This is a genomic window from Bradyrhizobium sp. Ken64 (genome assembly GCF_055807555.1).
The window spans coordinates 180603-198589 of the sequence record NZ_JBVVPA010000011.1; the positions used below are offsets into that span (position 1 = coordinate 180603).

General features: G+C 56.1%; 15 protein-coding genes. 10 read left to right on the forward strand and 5 right to left on the reverse strand.

The genetic code is table 11. From position 1 onward, the window contains the following. Positions 1-16: 16 nt before the first annotated feature. From AC0L2F_RS19940 to AC0L2F_RS19955, 4 genes are all read right to left on the reverse strand, one after another. Positions 17-283 carry an acyl carrier protein gene (locus AC0L2F_RS19940; RefSeq protein ID WP_247460613.1) on the reverse strand — a complete coding sequence of 89 codons (267 nt, stop codon included), beginning with the start codon at positions 281-283 and terminating at the stop codon, positions 17-19. Positions 284-287: 4 nt separating this feature from the next. After that, a complete protein-coding gene (locus AC0L2F_RS19945) occupies positions 288-1190 on the reverse strand; it encodes an AAC(3) family N-acetyltransferase (RefSeq protein ID WP_473249556.1) in 903 nt (300 codons plus the stop codon). A gap of 70 nt (positions 1191-1260) precedes the next feature. After that, positions 1261-2709 carry a MaoC/PaaZ C-terminal domain-containing protein gene (locus AC0L2F_RS19950; RefSeq protein ID WP_473249557.1) on the reverse strand — a complete coding sequence of 483 codons (1449 nt, stop codon included), beginning with the start codon at positions 2707-2709 and terminating at the stop codon, positions 1261-1263. Positions 2710-2724: 15 nt separating this feature from the next. Beyond that, positions 2725-4119 (reverse strand): hypothetical protein, encoded by a 1395-nt coding sequence (locus AC0L2F_RS19955; RefSeq protein ID WP_473249559.1) that lies wholly within the window; start codon positions 4117-4119, stop codon positions 2725-2727. 178 nt (positions 4120-4297) lie between these two features. Here AC0L2F_RS19955 and AC0L2F_RS19960 point away from each other — a divergent pair, with 178 nt between their 5' ends. Next, positions 4298-4885 (forward strand): TylF/MycF family methyltransferase, encoded by a 588-nt coding sequence (locus AC0L2F_RS19960; RefSeq protein ID WP_247460623.1) that lies wholly within the window; start codon positions 4298-4300, stop codon positions 4883-4885. Positions 4886-4939: 54 nt separating this feature from the next. Continuing rightward, on the forward strand, positions 4940-6463 hold the full coding sequence (locus AC0L2F_RS19965) for a lipopolysaccharide biosynthesis protein (RefSeq protein WP_473249560.1): 1524 nt from the start codon (positions 4940-4942) through the stop codon (positions 6461-6463). 138 nt (positions 6464-6601) lie between these two features. Here AC0L2F_RS19965 and AC0L2F_RS19970 read toward each other — a convergent pair whose 3' ends face one another. Further along, a complete protein-coding gene (locus AC0L2F_RS19970; RefSeq protein ID WP_473249561.1) occupies positions 6602-7741 on the reverse strand; it encodes a methyltransferase domain-containing protein in 1140 nt (379 codons plus the stop codon). 307 nt (positions 7742-8048) lie between these two features. Here AC0L2F_RS19970 and AC0L2F_RS19975 point away from each other — a divergent pair, with 307 nt between their 5' ends. From AC0L2F_RS19975 to AC0L2F_RS20010, 8 genes are all read left to right on the forward strand, one after another. Beyond that, a complete protein-coding gene (locus tag AC0L2F_RS19975) occupies positions 8049-9131 on the forward strand; it encodes a glycosyltransferase family protein (protein ID WP_473249562.1) in 1083 nt (360 codons plus the stop codon). 46 nt (positions 9132-9177) lie between these two features. Next, complete coding sequence (locus tag AC0L2F_RS19980; protein ID WP_473249563.1) at positions 9178-10284, forward strand: DegT/DnrJ/EryC1/StrS family aminotransferase; 1107 nt, start codon at positions 9178-9180, stop codon at positions 10282-10284. A gap of 2 nt (positions 10285-10286) precedes the next feature. Then, positions 10287-11057, forward strand: a complete 771-nt coding sequence (locus tag AC0L2F_RS19985; protein ID WP_473249564.1) for a DUF268 domain-containing protein — start codon at positions 10287-10289, stop codon at positions 11055-11057. Between the two features lie 91 nt (positions 11058-11148). Beyond that, positions 11149-12000: a class I SAM-dependent methyltransferase gene (locus tag AC0L2F_RS19990; RefSeq protein WP_473249565.1), complete on the forward strand. Its 852-nt coding sequence runs from the start codon at positions 11149-11151 to the stop codon at positions 11998-12000. Between the two features lie 14 nt (positions 12001-12014). Continuing rightward, on the forward strand, positions 12015-13301 hold the full coding sequence (locus AC0L2F_RS19995) for a DegT/DnrJ/EryC1/StrS family aminotransferase (protein WP_473249566.1): 1287 nt from the start codon (positions 12015-12017) through the stop codon (positions 13299-13301). Next, on the forward strand, positions 13298-14437 hold the full coding sequence (locus AC0L2F_RS20000) for a glycosyltransferase family 4 protein (protein ID WP_473249567.1): 1140 nt from the start codon (positions 13298-13300) through the stop codon (positions 14435-14437). Before AC0L2F_RS19995 ends, AC0L2F_RS20000 begins: the two co-directional genes overlap by 4 nt. 622 nt (positions 14438-15059) lie before the next feature. Then, complete coding sequence (locus AC0L2F_RS20005; protein WP_473249568.1) at positions 15060-16502, forward strand: MBOAT family O-acyltransferase; 1443 nt, start codon at positions 15060-15062, stop codon at positions 16500-16502. Between the two features lie 284 nt (positions 16503-16786). After that, positions 16787-17896, forward strand: coding sequence for a hypothetical protein (locus AC0L2F_RS20010; protein WP_473249569.1), 1110 nt, complete (start codon positions 16787-16789; stop codon positions 17894-17896). Positions 17897-17987 lie beyond the last annotated feature (91 nt).

Genomic DNA, 17987 nt, shown 5'->3' on the forward strand with positions numbered 1-17987 from the left:
GAGACCTGCGGTTCACTCACTGCAAGCGTTCCTCAATCAGCTGAACAAACTGCCGGACCGACATGATCTGTTCGATCTCGGTGAGATTGAATTGAATATCGAACTCACTCTCGATGCCGCTCACCAGCCGGATATGCGCCAGGCTGTCCCAGGTCTTGAGAGTCTTCTGGCTCGTCTCCGGCCCGATCACCAGGTCTTCATCATCGAGTTCGGCGCGGAACACGTCCTGAACTCTGGCCAGTATGGCATCCGACGAATTCACTCTTTCAGACGCTTGCACCATCAGATCATCGACCCTTCGAAGAGAAAAAAAGTTCCGGCCTCGGAACGGGCTGGATATACATCGTGATACCCCTGCGACCAAGGGTGACCGCCCGTTCGATAAACGGCTTAGCATCGGCGGCAAGTATCCTCAAATTTGATAATTTGGCCTCGACGCAGATATCCGGGCCGAAATGCCGGCGCAGCCGCTGCGGCCTGATGTCGCCTATCCGCCGCATGTATTCGTGTTCGCCGGTTTCGCCGCCGGCTCTTTTCCAGCGGTATTTGATCGTGCCGTCGAAGACGCTCCGGAAGAACGGGACTTCGTCGAACAGCAGACATTCGGCGGTGTGCAGGTGAGTTAAGAAGTTGAAACCGGCGCCGATTCCGAGGATGCGCCCATCCAGCTCCGCCAGCCGGCAGAACGGGCTCTCCTTGCCCCAAGGCATCAAGGTGAGATGATGATCCCGCACTAGAAAATCAGCGTTGGGGCCGACCGCGCACACAGATGAAGACAGGTGTATGCTTCTGCGTGCGTCGGGAGAGCGACGGAAGACTTCGCATAGCAGGCCAGTATAGACCGGCGCCCTGTCGACGAGAAAGACCTTGTCGGGATTGTGATCCATCGGAAACGCGGGCATGGCAAGCGTTCCGCCCGGGCCGAGCAGGTCACGCATTAAATCAATTATTTCACTTGGGCGTAGGGCAACGTTGTAAAATTCGTTCCATGAGGAATGGACCCAGAGGGTCCTTCCGGGCGTCACCCCCAGATCGATCAATTGTTGTCGCAGTTTGGCGATCGAAACGGGGCGCCGGTAAATTTTTTTCGAAAGCCACAATTTTTGTTGGCGCAGGAAACCACGTACGTCGCTCCGGCCTATGAGCTTCTGGGCAACGCGTTTGACGGAGCTGCGGACGGTGCGAGACATGTTTGGAAGCACAATAGTTGGTTAATGCGCTGTATTTCGGGGGCATGATGGCGCTTCGGGCCGGAAGACCTCAGCCGCGCGGTGCCGGCTCAGGCCGCGCCGTGCGCTGCACCTCATATACAATGGGGAGCATCACGTCCAATGCGTTGTCGGCGCTCGCGACGCCAACGGTTGCGGTTTGATCGGTCAGGATGCGGGGCAAGCGGCGGGAGATGATGTGAATATTGCTCGTGAATTCATTCAGGTATTTCGCGAGGATTTCTCCGGCCATTTTCGCCATCGCATATTCCGCTGTAGTGCTGACGCCTTCGTCGATCGCAACGGTTGACGGGTAGAATAGAGCGAGCTTTGCCGGCCCGTCATGAACCAGGGCGGTGCACAGATCGAAGAAGCCGTCGGCATAAAAACGCATGAAGGTGCGCAGCTTGTCCGGCTCATAGAGTGCGGATTTGCGCTGAAATATTTTCGCCGTCGCGAAGTAGTAGCAGGAATCGACCGCGCCCAGCTGCTGTAGTTGTTCGCTCGCCGGCATCAGCGCGTCGTAACGCAATATCTCGCATTGGCCTCCGGCGCCGAGAATCTCGGCTGAGACCCGCTCGGCCTCATGTTGGCCGTCCCTGTAAGTAATGAGAGGGCGTCCGCCGCCGGCAGCGACGATCTTCGCCGTCACTTCGCCAAGGCCTCGCGAGCCGCCGACAATGAGTGATCTCTGTCCGGCGAAGGGGCTTCCAGCGACGTGCAACGATATCTCGGTCATGCTTGACTGGGACGGCGGAGTCGGCCGGGCAAAGGCATCCAGCCGGCCTGCGATGCCCGAGCCCGAAACGTCGATTTGCAGTGATCGAAACCGGGCGTCGACCTTCTTGACTGCATAGGCGAGCGCGCCATCCCGCTCGGTGTCCAGAGCGCAATTCACATTGAGCCCGGAGAACAGCGAGTGCAGTCCCGGGCACGCCATCCCAACAATTTGAGAAGTCGCAAGCAGCGCCTTGAGGGCCGCAATGCCGATCGTTTCCGAAAGCGCGGGGAATGGCGATTGGACGTCGCCATCCCCCGTCGCTACCGTGCCGGTCTGATCGGCGAGCTCGTCGAAGCGGAGATCGGCAGGCTGTGAAATCTGCGCTGGCACGGACGGTGCCAATAGTGTGCTTCGGGCCAACGCCTTTCCGGGTTCGGATGAAAGCCTGATCAGCGCCACCACCGTATTTGCGGCGACGACCTCAAATTCGACGTGCCGGTCGCTGCGATCGCGAATTCGGACCGATGCAAGCTCGTTGAGGTACAGCGGCTGGAGAAACCGGGCGCGGATATTGGCAACCTTGAAGGGAAAGCGAAATAGCACGGCATCTGCCGCCCATGCGAGATTGTGAATCCCATGCACCACGGGCGTACCCACCTGGGTGCGACGCGCGAAGGCTTCATCCAGATGCATCGGATTCCAATCCCACGAGAGCCGGGCGAATGCGATCTGATCGTTCAGGCTGAAGCTTCGGCTGGCAAGCTGCTCGTCACTCATCATGGCCCTGCAGTTCTCTCAATGCGCTGGCGAGGGCGCCGATTCTACCAAGCGCTGCTTTGGGTGCTCCAAATCCTCAAACGCGTTTCTTACGCACCCGGCAACGGCGGGCCCGATCTGGCCGGGCTCAAAACGACCCGACAAGCCGAAGAATGGCTGGAATCCCTCGACTTCGTAGCCACCTTCCGGAACCTGTGTTGTTGTGGGAAGATAGCCGAATAACGCGCCTAGGTATCCTGAATAAAGGCGTATCAACCCGGATCGGGGCGGCACCGCCTCATCCAGAATGCGTTCCCATTCGACGCTTGGCTCCGCGGACAACGCCACAATCTCCAGTTCCTGATCAATTCTGATGACCTGGGCCACCAGCATCTTGTCGGGAAAGGAGCCCTTGAAAAAGTCGCCGAGCGGAATTCGGGCTGATCCAGTCTGAAGGCGTGTGGGTGAAAACGTTTTGACGGGATTGCCTTGTGCGATGTCGCCCACGCCGGCCGCCAGGCCGCGGCTCCAGCGCATCCAGTCTCCGGTCGACAGGGTCGGAAATAAATTGCCGAACGCCACCACGCGGATTAGTTTGCGAAATCGCTCGCGTAAGCCGATCTTTTGCGGGGAAGCTTGGATATTCGGTCTGATATTGCCGCAAAACCCTTGTATAAACAGGCATGGAATATCGCCAAAGCGCTCGCGTAGCGCCTGGCGCACCGCGCCCGGATAGTCTGCACTGATGACATTGTCCGGCATAACAGCAGTCGGGTGGCAGGTGTAGTGCCAGATCGCGCCGAGCACGCGCTGGTCGTCGGCCTTCCGCAAAAGGATAACGGTCGCCCACTCGTCCTTGGGACCTGAAGGGTTTGGCGAGAAAGCGATGCTCGTTAGCTGGAAGCCATGCATTCGTCCAATGGTCGGAAACGGCCAATAGCGCCGTCGGTTGATGGAGTGGTTCAGCTGTCCCTGAGAGACGCTCAGACTGACTTCTGAAGGTTCTTCTTGTTGAATTTGGCGCAGCAGAGTTTCCGCCGCTTCGGCGACGCTGTTCACGAATGCGAGGTCCGGCGTTCCCAGAGGCTCGCAAGCCCGGTCGGTAGCGGGAGCGTTATGGGTGTGCGACGCCAGCAGCACGACTTCGTCGGCCCTAAATCCCATTCGTTCGAGCTTCATGAGGATCATATTTTGAAGTTCCGAGCCGACGATCATGAGATCGAAGCTGAAGAGCAGGCAGCGTCCCTCCGAGCATTCCAGCAGCACCGCTGACATTTCGATTGGGTCGAGGACCTCCGAGACCGGCGCCTTGCGCAAAGCATAGCCTGCCAGCGGGACCGGATGGTCGCGCGGGGTCAAGTCGCATGAGGCTGAGCGTGCAAACAATTTCGCCGCGGCGCCCTTTTGATGGTAAAACTGTGCTTTCGCGGGCATCCTTCGAATCTATGAGCTTATGGCGCTGGAATAGAGGGCCTCTTGCCTACTACCGCTTCGCACAATAATGCTTGGTCTTAGGTACCGGCCATGAGGACATATGTCTAGCAAACGTGATCTAGTCGGACGCCTTTTTCCGAAGGGCGTCCCTTTCTCCGAGAGCATAAACGACAATGCGGTGTTTGTTGCCGTCCGCCGGGAGCGGTTCTCGAACTGCCCGGAGTTCGGCGTCAGGCTCGACCTTTACAAGCATCTTGCTTCGATCGTCGGCAACGATCCGATCGACTACCTCGAATTCGGGGTCTGGAAGGGGGATGCCATTGATGCATGGCGAAAGCTCAATAAGGCAGCGGAAAGTCGTTTTGTGGGGTTCGATACGTTCGAAGGCCTGCCGGAGGATTGGGAAGAAGGGCATCCCAAGGGAACATTTTCGACGGATGGCGCGACGCCCCGCATTGACGATCCACGAGTTTCGTTCGTGAAGGGGTTGTTTCAGAAAACGCTGCCTGGTTTTCTGGAGAGGGTAAAACTGCAGAACAGGCTGGTCATCAACGTCGACTGCGATCTTTATTCGGCGACGCTGTACGTGCTAACGATGCTGGATAGATATTTTCAGCCTGGTACGATCATCATCTTTGATGACTTTTACTCAATGAGCCACGAGTTCAAGGCCTTTGTCGATTACGACAGATCGTATGGACGCCAGTGGCGCGCGATTGGGCGCATGCCTCATTGCATGAAGACTGCGATCGAGATTTGCTCGTAGTTGGCCGAGCAATGCCGGGCAGATGGTCTGCGACAATAATTTCTGCGAGGACATGTGACGGTCCCGACCTCGAGCCGCGCGCGTCGTATTTTTGGCGGATGGTCAGCCAGCGTCGTGCAGGTGTTGCTCGCCCTGACGCAGCAAATCGTTCTCATTCCAATATTTTTGAAATACTGGACAAGCGATACCTTATCCGCCTGGCTGATAATTTTTGCCGCGGGTAGTCTCGTAGTTGCCGCTGATGCCGGCTTGCATGCTTGGTCGGTGAACCGTTTTCTTTCATTCAAATCGCGGATTGATTGCGACCGTCGGACCAGGCGATATTACGGTGCCACATTTCGGCTTTTCGTCTGGTTCACCGCGCTGATGGCGGTTTTGCTCCTGACGGTGGTTCAACTGGTTGCACCTTCGAGCGTGCTTGGATTTTCTCAAGAGCCGAATTTCGACCTTGCTTTTGCGGTGATGACCTTAGGTCAGATTTTGACACTGCCGACGAATTTGGCCGGCTCGCTATACCGCGCGCGCGGGCTCTATGGACGAATAGTGATGGTTCAGGCGTGGGGCACCGCGCTCGGACAGCTCGGCCAGCTCGTTGGAGTAGTCGCAACCAGCAGCCTGTTGGTTGTCGTCACAGCATATGTTGTGGGTCAAATTTTGACGATGATATACATCCTGTTCATCGATCTACACCGGCAATTCCCATTTATCAGAGATATTCGTCGTCGGATCTCCTTGCGCTGGACGATTGGACAGTTCGTTGGTTCCTTCCCTTTTGCAGTGATGAATTTTGCCGAGATCGGACTTACCTATGTTTCCGTCTTGTTGATTGGCGCCTTCGTCACAGATCGCATTGCTATTGCCCAGTGGGGACTGACGCGCACAATCGTCGGCTTGCTAAGAGGCATTTGTCATCAGATGACGTTGTCGCTGGCGGCCGAACTCGGACACGATCATGCCATTGGCGCGCGAGACAGCCTGCAACGGCTCTATGCCAGGGGATCAATCCTCGTTACGCTATTTGCGAGCGCCACCACATCGGGCGCGCTGGTGTTTTGGCCGGACTTTTTTGAAATCTGGACCCATGGCGCCATTCCTTTCGATGCGACTCTTGCGTTCATCCTGCTTTTGGGCATGTGTGCCGGAGCGCCGTCCATTTTGGCCCTCAGCTACGCCAACTACAGCAACCGCGGGACCTTGCTGCTTTGGACCAAGTCTCTGCAACTGGCGATATTTTTGTTTCTGTCGTTCCTGCTGATCCCGCGTCTCGGACCTTTGGGAGCGGCAATTGCCCTGGTGTCGAGCGATCTAGTTGCCCAAGTTGGCGTTCTATTTATCATCATTGTGCACGAAACCTTGACACGCCCGGTACGACACACCTTGCTCCTGATCGTGACGATGGTAACGGTCGTCTCGGGTGGATTCGGTATCGGCGAGGGCATTCGCTATTTGCTGCCTGGAGCGGGAATTGGACATTTCCTGACGGAGTGCGCGCTATGGCTGGCGGCAGTCGCTATGCTCGCAAGCCCGCTGATGCACAAACCGCTTCGCGACAAGTTAGTGCACGCGATTCCCCACTAGCAGCCGATTTCTGGCGCTTAGCGAAGGGATCGTGCCCCGGTGAGCCCTGGCTTGTAAATTAAAGCTGGGGGGACCTGTGTCGGCGTGACGAAGCCCTAAGTAGATTGTCTTGATGATACGCTCGGTGAGGAGCGTCCGCTATTTCGTGGCGAGCAAGGCGACGCCGCTGCCGAGCTTTCTGGCAAACGGGATACAATTGCATATCGCGTCGTCGATATCGGCAACCCAACTGGCCTGCGGAACTGAAAGCACGATACCCGCTTTTTGCGCCACAATGGAAGGATAGCGCGTCAGAGTTCCGTGTTGAATGCATTTAGCATTGCTGAAAGCGCTGTAAATCGGGGATACGCGGGCTTTGTCGAGCGGCGAACAATAGGCGTTCGGCTCGCGCTTTCCGAATATTTTTGTTCCCCAAGTATAGCCGGGAGCTCGCCAGGGTTCGATAGCGGCGAACTTGCCGCCCGGTTTCAGAATTCTCGCGATCTCCAAAAACGCGATCTCGGTGCGCATGTGGTGCACGCAGCCGCCGACATAACACACATTCAGATACGAATCTTCAATCGGAATTTCCTCGGCAATGCCGACGATGCAGCGAAGCCGGTCCTCGAGTCCGAGCAGGCTTGCCAACGCGTTGGCGACGCACGCCTCACCGTGCATGGGCGTGAGGAGAATTGATTCAGCGGCGCCGGCCAGCAGAAGCAGGACGGCAACCGAGCCCTTGCCGCCGATCTGGATAACGCGCTTTCCTCTGACTGATCCAATGTGACGATAACAGTCACGTTCTGCAGCGACATCGATAGTTTCGCAGTACCAGAGGTCGGAGTCCGGGAATGGTCCTCGCTCTGCTTCAGAAAGTTTGGCGATCGAACCCAGATGGCGAAGGGCCGCCGAGTCGCTGGTGTCGAGGGATCCAGTTTCTCGAATTTGCTTGGCGTGCTCGTACCCAGCCAAGTTGTAGAATTCCATCTCCTTATAGGCTTCGTCATACTGGGGCTCCCTGAGATTACGCGGCCACGGCGCTTGTTCGGTGACGGCCTCGGGTCCAAGCAGGATCGGGATTTCGTCTTTTACAGGATAAAAAATCGTGCCATCTGCGACCGCCAAATGATCCCCGCTAAGCGCCGTCAGTGGCCGCTTGGTGATGGGACATACGAGGCCAGAAATATTCATCGGAAGTCCTTCGACTGGCGCGGATTGAGACCAATGGAAAATCGCGACAGCTACCATTTTCGCCAATAGTGTCAAGGTCTTTGAGCGTTCTGCGATCAGAAAAAGCATGGATCTGCGGCACAACTCAAGACAATCTTGGAGCAGTCCCTATGTTAATGCCTTTATCAGCCCAAAGCTGGTTCTTGCAGGCCATCGACGATCATTTGGATCGCGCCCGTAGCGCGATCCCGTCTTCGAAACTGCCGACCAGTTCCAGATGTTCATTGCGTGGGTCGAACAGCGCCCACGGCGACTATCGACATTTATCCGTGCGGCTGGTACCTGCCGACAGATCACGGCTGTTATTGGCGGATGCGATTTCTAGCTTTCCAGGGCGTCCAGCAATCGCGATATGGGCCATGCGAGATCCCTCAGGATGAGACTATTCCAAAGTTTTTGCTACTATCCGTCGTATCGGCCGCGCCTGCGACGGTTGGCCACCAACGCCGCGACTTTCAGGCAGCAGATCGAGGTTTTCTTTGCCGACAAGTACGGAGCGTCGCATATTCTGCTTCCGGTCACTCGCGCAGATCCGGATGCATTTTTCACAAATTGGGACGACGATGACCTCCAGCGCGCCTGGGCGCACGAAGCCGGAATGGGGAAAAGCGCGTCGCTGGAGGATATCCTGCTGGCACAGATCGAGTCCCATCGCACCGACATCTTTTACAATATCGATCCCGTTCGTCTTGGGAATGAGTTCCTGGCGCGGCTGCCGGGCTGTGTCAAGAAAACCATTGCGTGGCGCGCCGCGCCATCAGGCAACGTCGACTTCTCGAAGTACGATTTGGTCGTCTGTAACTTCCCCGCCATATTGGCTGACTTAAACCAGCGCGGCTATAGAACGGCCTATTTTGCACCGGCGCACGATCCGGCGATGGATCCGTTTGCCGATAACAGCGAGCGTCCGATCGACGTGATTTTTGTTGGCGGCTATTCGCGCCATCATTTGCGTCGTGCGGAAATATTGAATTCAGTTGCAGGCTTGGCGGACCGGTTCAGGATTGTATTTCACCTCGATCCGTCGCGATTATCTCGACTTGCCGAGTCACCCATCGGATTCCTGCCGCCCCTGGCGCGGCATCGTCGACCGCAAAACGTCCGCTCCGTTTCGAAGCTGCCGGCATTCGGTCTCGATCTCTATTACGCGCTGTCTCAAGCCAAGATCGTTCTCAACGGCGCGATCGATATGGCTGGAAACGACCGTGGCAACATGCGCTGCTTTGAGGGCATGGGCTGCGGTGCCCTGCTGCTCTCCGACGATGGGAGATATCCGGAGGGCATGGTTTCCGGCAACACGTTGCTCACATACGGCTCCGCCACTGAGGCGATTGCGCAGATTCGGCGGCTGTTGGCAGATGACGATCAACGCAGAGCGATTGCGCGCGAAGGTCATAAAATGGTATCCACGAGGTATTCCAAGGGGATCCAGTGGCTGCGGTTTCAAGAACTACTTTGATGGGCTCCAGTCACTTCGGCAAACGCGAACGAGAACGAGCGTCACGATGGATAGTTATATTCCGATTTCACAGCCCTCAATCGGCGCACGAGAACGGGAGCTTGTGCTCGATGCGGTAAATTCCGGCTGGGTATCTTCCATTGGAAAATATATCGATGAGTTCGAAGCTACGTTTGCGCGATACTGCGGGACCGAATTTGCGTTGGCGGTGAGCAACGGCACGACCGGCCTTCATTTGGCCCTGGTGACACTTGGCCTTGGACCTGGCGACGAGGTGATCATACCGGACCTGACATTTGTCGCGACGGCTAACGCCGTAGCCTATACGGGCGCGACTCCCGTTCTCGCTGATATCGATCCCGATACGCTATGCATGGATCCAGCGTCAGTCGAGTCCCTGGTGACGGAGCGCACAAGAGTAATCATGCCGGTTCATCTTTATGGGCATCCGGCAGACATGGACGCGCTTGCGGCGATCGCCAAGCCCCGTGGTATCGCCGTCATCGAAGACGCTGCCGAGGCCCACGGTGCCGAATACAAGGGACGGCGGGTTGGGGGATTAGGTCAGTGTGGCGTATTCAGCTTTTATGGAAACAAGGTCGTGACCACCGGCGAGGGGGGCATGCTAACGACCAATGATCGCTCTTTTTACCAGCGGGCAAAACGGTTGCGGGATCACGCGATGTCGCCCGAACGCCGCTACTTCCATGACGAGTGCGGGTACAACTACCGCATGACAAATCTGCAGGCTGCTTTGGGCGTCGCGCAAATGGAGCGCATCGATGATTTCCTGAAGGGTCGTGAGGAAATCATGGCGTGGTATCGTTCGGCCATTGCTTCAAGCGAAACCGTTCGCTTGAACCGCGTCAAGAACTGGGCAGCCAGCGCATTCTGGATGGTGTGTTTGGAGGTCGACGGGTTCAACGAGGCGCGACGCGAAGCATTCATGGGGAAGCTGAAGCAGCGGGGTATCGATTCTCGTCCGTACTTCTGTACGATGTCCTCGTTGCCGATGTACCAGCAGAAGCCGTTGTCCGTCGCGGCGCGGAAGGCCCAATCAGGCGTCAATCTGCCATGCTTTTTCGGCCTCAGCAAAAAGGATGTCGAGCGCATCGGCAGCGTCGTCAACGAACTGCTTGCGGACGTTGACTAGAGATGAAGGACGCGCCACCACCAATCATGAATCGAATAGCCCGAAAACTGAAATCGTTCTCGATGCGCTCCGAACTTCGCGCATATCAAAGTTCGATGTCGGCGGACAACCCGTTGCGGGGATTGCCGGCGCACGTTGTAGGCGATGCGTCGGCGGATCCGACGGAATTCTTCACGCACTACGACGCCTTTGGTTACTGGATGGCCGAGAAGCTTGCGCGCACAAATCGACGCCGGCGAATACTCGACATCGGCAGCCCCAAAACGCAGAATGCAATCCTTTCCACCTCGCACGACGTGACGGCTGTTGTTCTCGCCGACTGCTCTGACAGGTTCAGCGCCGTCAAATACGTCGAGCACGATGTGACGCAACCGCTGCCGTTTGAGGCCGGATCGTTCGACTGTTTTACATCGGCCGCGGCGCTGCAACTCATCGGATTGGGTCGGTATGGAGACCGCATCGATGCAAACGCCTTGCCAAATCTGGTATCGGAGCTTGGTCGCGTCATGTCGGATGACGCCGAGCTCTTTCTAAGCATGGCACTTGGCCCCAACATACTTATGTTCAACAACCATTGGTGCCTGGATCTAGAGACAATCCAGCGCGTGTTCAGCCGCTGGCGCCTCGTGGATGCAGTGGCTGATAACTGGTCCTCGCCGAAAGTTCACCCCGCTGCTGACGCCTCGAAAAGATTCCTGAAACCGGAGCAGCTTCCCATCATCCAGAAACGTGACTATCGGGTTGTCTTCTGCGCGTTTGTTCGAAATTCCTAACAACCCACGAGAGGCGACCACGACCAGGAATGAGGGATTGAGCACGAACCCTTCCCATCTCGGATAAATACAATTTTAAATCGGTGCCTTGATGTTACAGGACAAAAAAGCAGCCCGGTATAGCTGGGAAGAGGCGATCAATATCCTTCGAAAGGATCCGCAGCATCGTGAGTTGATTTACAACGCATATTTGACGGCTGATTTGCACGATAATTGCCGGCGTTTTGCTGAAAGCGCCGAATTTGCTGAAGTTCTCAAGTTGATCGAGGCTCATAGGTCGGATGCGCGCGACGTCCTGGATGTTCCAAGCGGCAACGGCATCGCAACTTTTGCATTCGCGCGTGCGGGCTTCAAGGTGGGCGCGGTTGAGCCGGATCCTTCGGATTCAGTTGGTCGTGGTGCGATTGCCACATCCTTGTCGTCAGAAAACCTTGAGGCCAGGATTGTTGATGCGTATGGCGAGAATCTGCCGTTCGCCTCTGATAGCTTCGACGTCGTCTATGTCAGGCAAGGCCTTCATCACGCCATGGATTTGAAGGCCATGCTGGCCGAGTATGCGCGTGTACTGCGTCCTGGCGGGCTGCTGTTGGGTTGCCGCGAGCATGTGGTCGACGACTATGAATCCAGTTTACAGGAATTTCTCGACGCCCAGGTGGATCATCAGCTTTATGGCGGCGAGAACGCGTTCACGCTGTCCGACTATCGTGCAGCTTTTGTGGATGCAGGACTTCGCATCATTGAGGAAATCGGACCTTACGATTCACCGATCAATCTGCACCCCAATACGCCGGAGCTTCTTGCTGCCAAGATCTGCAAATCGGTGCCAGGCAGAATCCTCAGTTCGATTTTGCCGGAATCTACCGTTTTCAGACTTGGCTTGTGGCAGTTGAAACGATCAAACCGCCCGGGGCGACTTTACTCTTTCGTCGCTTTGGCCTCATAGCAGTCAATCGAACAATGCTCCAGCGCCTTCTTCCCCTTGTCGTAATGCTTCGCGAGCGATTTCCGCCCGCTTACGATTTTCTGGTGCGATTGGCCAAGCGCTTGATGGGGGGCGTGTTTGGCGTCTATCCCCGTACCTTGGCGAATGAAGTGGGCGCTGTCACGGAAATCCTGCGAAGCTCGCAGTGGAACATGGCCTACGGACGGGGGCTCGCGCATGAGCGCCTCGAAAACGATTTCGCCGAAGCCGTCGGCGCCCGCCATGCGATTGCGGTCGCGAGCGGAGGCGTAGCGCTGCAAATGTCGCTGCGCGCAATGGGGCTAAAACCGGGCGACGAGGCGATCCATCAGGTCGATACCTGTTCCGCAACCGCGATGGCTTTGATCAACGCGGGTGTTACGCCCGTTTTTGCGGATATCTCGGATTCCACGTTCATGCTCGACTGTTCCGATGTCCAGCGTCGGATCGGGCCACAAACGCGGGCACTAATTGCCACCCACATGTGGGGGAATCCCGAAGATGTCTCCGCGCTGCGGACTTTGGCGCGCGAGCACGGGCTGAAGTTGATCGAAGATGCTTGCCTGGGCCTTGGCGCCGTCGCGGACGGAAGACCTGCTGGCTCCTGGGGCGACGTCGGCGTGTTTTCGTTCGGGTGCATCAAGCCGATCCAAACCGGCGAGGGAGGGATGATCGTCACCGATGACGAAGCGCTGGCAAGGGAACTCAGGTCGCTGCGTCACTGGGGCGATCGTACCATCGAATTTGGCGTTCGTGACGCGACACAGTTGGCGTGGAACGGCCGCATGTCCGAAATTCTTGCCGGCGTCGCCCGCGAACAGTTGCGCGGGTATCCAAGGCACCTGAAGGAAGTGCGCGACGCCGTCGGCGAATTTCAAACCTTCCTTGACGGTTTTCCGGGCCTGTCGCTCGTGCTCGGCACGGCTGACTCGGTTTGGAGTTGCGCCTTCACCCAGGCCGTCCTGCGCGTTGACGCGGCGTCGCTGGGCTTTGGCAAGACGAAGCTGATGGCGGAATTAACGAGAAATGGAGTTGCCAATTGGCATGCCAACTTCGAACTGATCAATGGCCTTTCTTTCTTCCGCGCCGGAGGATGGCGAGATTGGATTTTACGCGGTGATATTGACCGCGTGGGAGAGAACAACAATGGGCCGTTTCCGGCAGCCGAGCGGGTATATGCGCATGACGGCGTTGGCCTCGGCAAAATGAACTTTCTTTCGCCTGGCAACCGCAAGCACCTGGAGTCGGTTCTCCGCTCCCTGACAAAAGGGAGAGCTGTTTGACAAAACTTGGCGTTGTGGTGCTGGCGACGCCGGACCTCGGAGGAACATACCAATATTCGCTGTCGATGCTGGAAGCGCTCCGCCACACGCAAGCCTATGAAATTACGCTTTATGCCGACCCTTCGAACAAGGATCTCGTGAAGCTGGGGTATCCAATTTGCAAATTTACCGAGCCCCGCTGGAAGCAATTGATGTACGTGGCGGCCGATGCGCTGGGCCTGAAATTGCAAGATCCGTTCGTTGACGAAGATATCCTGATCGCTCCGATATATTCTCTGGCTCTGCTCCAGACCGCGAAACCATTTGTCTATACACTGCATGATCTGCAGGAGTTCTACTATCCGCAGAATTTTTCTTGGGCACAAAGACTCTGGCGCCGCAGAGTCCATGTTTGCCTATCCCGCAGGGCAGCTCGCATCATCTGCGAGTCGGAATACGTGAAATCGGATATCGTCCGTTTCTTTGGCGTGCGGGATGAATGGGTCGCGGTTATTGCAGCTCCGCCGTTGCAGCAGAGGATTGCGGAGTTCGACGCAGCGGAACTTGAAAAGGTCCGTGGTCGCCTTCGTCTGCCGGATCGCTTTATTTTGTACCCCGCGCAGTTCTGGCCGCACAAGAATCATCTTCGCCTGATCCATGCATTCAGGCAGGTCGTCGCCAACGCGCCTGAATTGAAATTGGTCCTGACCGGGAAAAAGCGCGACGACTATGAGGTCGTGATGAGGGCGGTCGGGGAAGCCGGGCTCGAAGGCAATATTTTGCATCTGGGCTACATTGAGCAGTCCGATTTGCAGGCGATCTACCATCTTGCGGCCGCGCTTGTGATGCCATCCCTGTTCGAAAGCGTCAGTATACCCATTTATGAAGCCTTTGAGGCGGGCACGCCAGTCGCAGCCTCCAATATCCTTTCGATTCCGGAGCAAGTGGGAAGCGCGGGTTTGCTGTTTGACCCTTTTTCAAGTTCTTCCATAGCTGAAAGTATATTAAAACTTGCCCATGACCCGGGACTTGCGAAGAGGCTAGGAGCGCTGGGGCGCGATAGAATCGCGTCAATGACGCCGCAAACCTATTGCAGTCGATTGCAGAATTTGTTGACACAATCGCAAACGCGAAGGTCATCACAGCGAGATGACTAGAATCTTTTCTCGCGTGGGGTTAGCTAAAACACACGGCGGAGCTGAAACTCTTGATCACAATCACGGATTGTTCGCCACCGATCTTCTATTGCTGAATTGTGCAGGGGTGCAAGGTTTCCTTTTTTCCCGCGCCGCGGTTCACCACGGGACGTAAGTATGGCCGAAGCGCCTCCTGAGCGATCCGATTGTTCGACAAGTTTCCTCTCGGTATATTGGCCGTAGGAGGGCATCCCCAGTCTACTCTTGATCTTGGTTTCGGGCTTCGAGGCGTTCTTCCTGGACTGATTACCTAGGCATCCAGGGAGACACCTTGCACTACATACACCGGATAACTTTCGCTAGTGCGCTAACGCGTCACGGTCGTCAAGGAGCAGCGTCTAGGCCACCGATTTGGAGTTTTGCTCTCGACGGCCCAAGCACCTCTCTCTCGGAGACGATTCTGCCTTTCTGGTGGAAGCCATTGTGAACGTCGCGCTGTGAGCTGAACCTCGCTTTCGGGTCCATGAACAATGAGAATCTGTGACCGAATAGCTTATGCTATGCATCGGCTCCTCGCCAAGAGACGAATTCGGGGGGTTTTAGCCGTGGGTTTGTGGTGGTACCTAAGCCCGTAAAATTCGAGATGGCTATGCTATTCAACTCTTACGGATTCATATTCCTCTTTCTGCCCGTAGCATTCGTCGGCTTCTTCGTTTTTGGTCGGTTCGGCAGTCTGTGGCCTATCGGCTGGCTGGCGCTCGCGTCGCTAGCCTTCTATTCGTTCAGCAATTGGCAATTTGTGTCATTGCTGCTGGTTTCGATCACATTCAACTACGGGATCGGCTATTTTCTGATCGTGTGGAAATCGCGCGTCCGTTTGCGCCACGCTATGCTTTTGGTTGGCGTGGCCTGCAATTTGCTAGTGCTCGCGATCTTCAAATATGCCGGCTTTGTTGCCCTCAATCTCAATGCGGTGTTAGCAACTCACTTCGTCATCGACATCCTGCTGCCGGTCGGCATCTCCTTTTACACGTTCACCCAGATCGCGTTCCTGGTCGATGCGTATCGTGGTAATGTTGCACGCTACGCGCTGCCGCATTACGCGCTGTTCGTCACATATTTTCCCCATCTGATCGCCGGACCCATCCTCCACCACAAAGATATAATCCCGCAGTTCGAGCGCGCCAAGGCCAAGCGCCCGGATCCGCATCTGATCCTGTGCGGCCTGATCATTTTTGCGATCGGCCTGTTCAAGAAGACATGCCTGGCCGATGGCGTCCAGCCACTGGTCGCGCTCGCCTTCGGGCCGAGCTTGCCGACCTTCGATCAGGCCTGGATCGGGGTGCTGGCCTATACGTTCCAGCTCTATTTTGACTTCTCCGGCTATTCGGACATGGCGATCGGGATATCGCTGATGTTCGGCATCTTCCTGCCGCTGAATTTCAATTCGCCTTACAAGGCGACCTCGATCATCGATTTCTGGCGGCGCTGGCACATGACGCTGTCGCAGTTCCTGCGCGACTACCTCTACATCTCGCTCGGCGGCAACCGCCATGGGTCGATGCTGCGTTATGTCAATCTTGGAATCACCATGTTGCTGGGCGGCCTCTGGCATGGTGCGGCGTGGACGTTTGTCGTCTGGGGCGTGCTGCATGGCGCCTATCTCTGCATCAACCACGCCTGGAACAATTACGGGCCGAAGGCGTCACCGCGCGTCGCGCCGTTGGCCAATCTTGCCGGGCGGATTTTGACATTTCTTGCCGTCGTCGTCGCCTGGGTGTTTTTCCGCGCCGACACCCTGATAAGTGCACTCTCGGTGCTGTCGAAAATGGCCGACCCCAGTAATATCGTGTTCGGCCGCCTCGAGATCGTGCAAGCTGTTTTCATCCTCGCTTATGCAGCACTCGCCTGGTTTGCGCCGAATACGCAAACAATTATTGGCTACGACCACGCAAATCGGAAGGTCGGCGAGAGACTTGGTGCATGGAGGATGAGCCCGCTATTGATCTACGTAAGCGGGGCGGTACTGGCTTTCGGGATTCTCGGAATCCAGCGACATAGCGAGTTTATTTACTTCAGATTTTAGTGCCTGCTCAAGCAGTTTTAGATTGTAAAGCAGGTACTGTGCCGCGTTTGCCCGCAAAAACGCGGGCCTTGGCAGCTTCACAAGTGGCTGCGGTCATCTATTGCTCGCTGTGGGGCGGGATGGTAGGTCTTGCCTATGCGAAACTTAGCCGTTCTTCTCTTTTTAGCGCTGGTAGGAGCGTTCAATGTGAACGCCGATTGCAATCGGGCTGACGATGACCGGCCGAAGGTTGGGTACAAGCGGTTCGCAGGGGGGGCTCCGCAACTGTCAAAGCTTGGCCGTAAATGCAGCACGCGTACCTAATCAGATTTCTTTGCGCGACCGCCGCTATCACGGGCCTGCTTGCTGGCTTCAATTTCGTCGTTGATCCCTTGCAGATATTTCATACGCCTTGGGTCTCCCCAGCGCGTTACTCGTCAAACCCACGCATTGGTGACGCCGGGCTGATCCGCAGCCAGCACTTCGATACGGTGTTCATGGGCACTTCGCTCGGCGTTCGCTTTCGACAAGCTGAAATTGACGAGCGCCTTAGCGGGAAATCTCTCAACCTCGCGTTCTCGGGGGGAACATCAAAAGAGCAATACGTAGTCTTGTCGGCTGCACTGAGCCGCGATCCCAAACGCATCATCTGGCAGATGGACGATTGGATGTTCCGCGATTCCGCTGTTGAGGCTGACCTGTATATGCCCGCTGACCTCTATCGCATGAATTTGAAGGGCTTCGCCGGATACCTGTTCAGTCTCGAAACAGCGCGCGAGTCGGCTTGGATTGCTCTTTCCCGCTGGGATTCGATGCAGAGACTATCTCGCGGGCTTTTCGCGATGGGCTTCATCAAATTTGACCAAGTGGACGTAAACGAAATAAACGCTTTCCCGTCCCATATAGAACCAAACTCGGTGTTCAACGCCGCCAACGCGAAGAAAGCATTTGAGCTGAATCTGAAATCGCCGCACGCCATTTCTGTTGGCTTCGACTACGCCGCGATGGTTGCCAACTTCGATCGCGACGCGCTCGGACTGATCAAGGACCACCCCGACACTCAATTTATCGTCTACTTCCCGCCCTACTCCATCCTCCATTGGGTTGCATTGCGTGATGTTGCGTCGAAGGCGTTGCAGGAAGTTTACAAATTTAACGAATACCAGCTTAATCAGCTATCCCGTTTACCGAATGTTGAAAGTTACGATTTCCGCGACGTTGATCGGATTACGCATGATCTCGACAATTATCTTGACACCATCCACCACTCACTTGAAGTCGATCGACAGATACTCGCAGCGATTGCTGTCGGCGATCATCATGTAAACCGCTCGCAACCGTCTTTGGCCCTTGAGAAGCTCAAGCAGCAAGTGGAGAAATATAGAGTTGCGAATTGGGTCCCAGTTTCGCGATGATTGGGATGAAAGTTGGGGTAGCTGGTGAAAACATATTACCGATGCCTCGGCAAAGAGTCGGCATAATCGCGATCCGACTGGTCGGCGGTCG

Excerpts from the sequence above, each read along its gene's own strand:
- AC0L2F_RS19940 (WP_247460613.1), bottom strand. The coding sequence starts at position 283 with ATGGTGCAAGCGTCTGAAAGAGTGAATTCGTCGGATGCCATACTGGCC.
- AC0L2F_RS19945 (WP_473249556.1), bottom strand. The coding sequence starts at position 1,190 with ATGTCTCGCACCGTCCGCAGCTCCGTCAAACGCGTTGCCCAGAAGCTC.
- AC0L2F_RS19950 (WP_473249557.1), bottom strand. The coding sequence starts at position 2,709 with ATGATGAGTGACGAGCAGCTTGCCAGCCGAAGCTTCAGCCTGAACGAT.
- AC0L2F_RS19955 (WP_473249559.1), bottom strand. The coding sequence starts at position 4,119 with ATGCCCGCGAAAGCACAGTTTTACCATCAAAAGGGCGCCGCGGCGAAA.
- AC0L2F_RS19970 (WP_473249561.1), bottom strand. The coding sequence starts at position 7,741 with ATGCTTTTTCTGATCGCAGAACGCTCAAAGACCTTGACACTATTGGCG.
- AC0L2F_RS19975 (WP_473249562.1), top strand. The coding sequence starts at position 8,049 with ATGAGACTATTCCAAAGTTTTTGCTACTATCCGTCGTATCGGCCGCGC.
- AC0L2F_RS19980 (WP_473249563.1), top strand. The coding sequence starts at position 9,178 with ATGGATAGTTATATTCCGATTTCACAGCCCTCAATCGGCGCACGAGAA.
- AC0L2F_RS19985 (WP_473249564.1), top strand. The coding sequence starts at position 10,287 with ATGAAGGACGCGCCACCACCAATCATGAATCGAATAGCCCGAAAACTG.
- AC0L2F_RS19990 (WP_473249565.1), top strand. The coding sequence starts at position 11,149 with ATGTTACAGGACAAAAAAGCAGCCCGGTATAGCTGGGAAGAGGCGATC.
- AC0L2F_RS19995 (WP_473249566.1), top strand. The coding sequence starts at position 12,015 with ATGCTCCAGCGCCTTCTTCCCCTTGTCGTAATGCTTCGCGAGCGATTT.
- AC0L2F_RS20005 (WP_473249568.1), top strand. The coding sequence starts at position 15,060 with ATGGCTATGCTATTCAACTCTTACGGATTCATATTCCTCTTTCTGCCC.
- AC0L2F_RS20010 (WP_473249569.1), top strand. The coding sequence starts at position 16,787 with ATGCAGCACGCGTACCTAATCAGATTTCTTTGCGCGACCGCCGCTATC.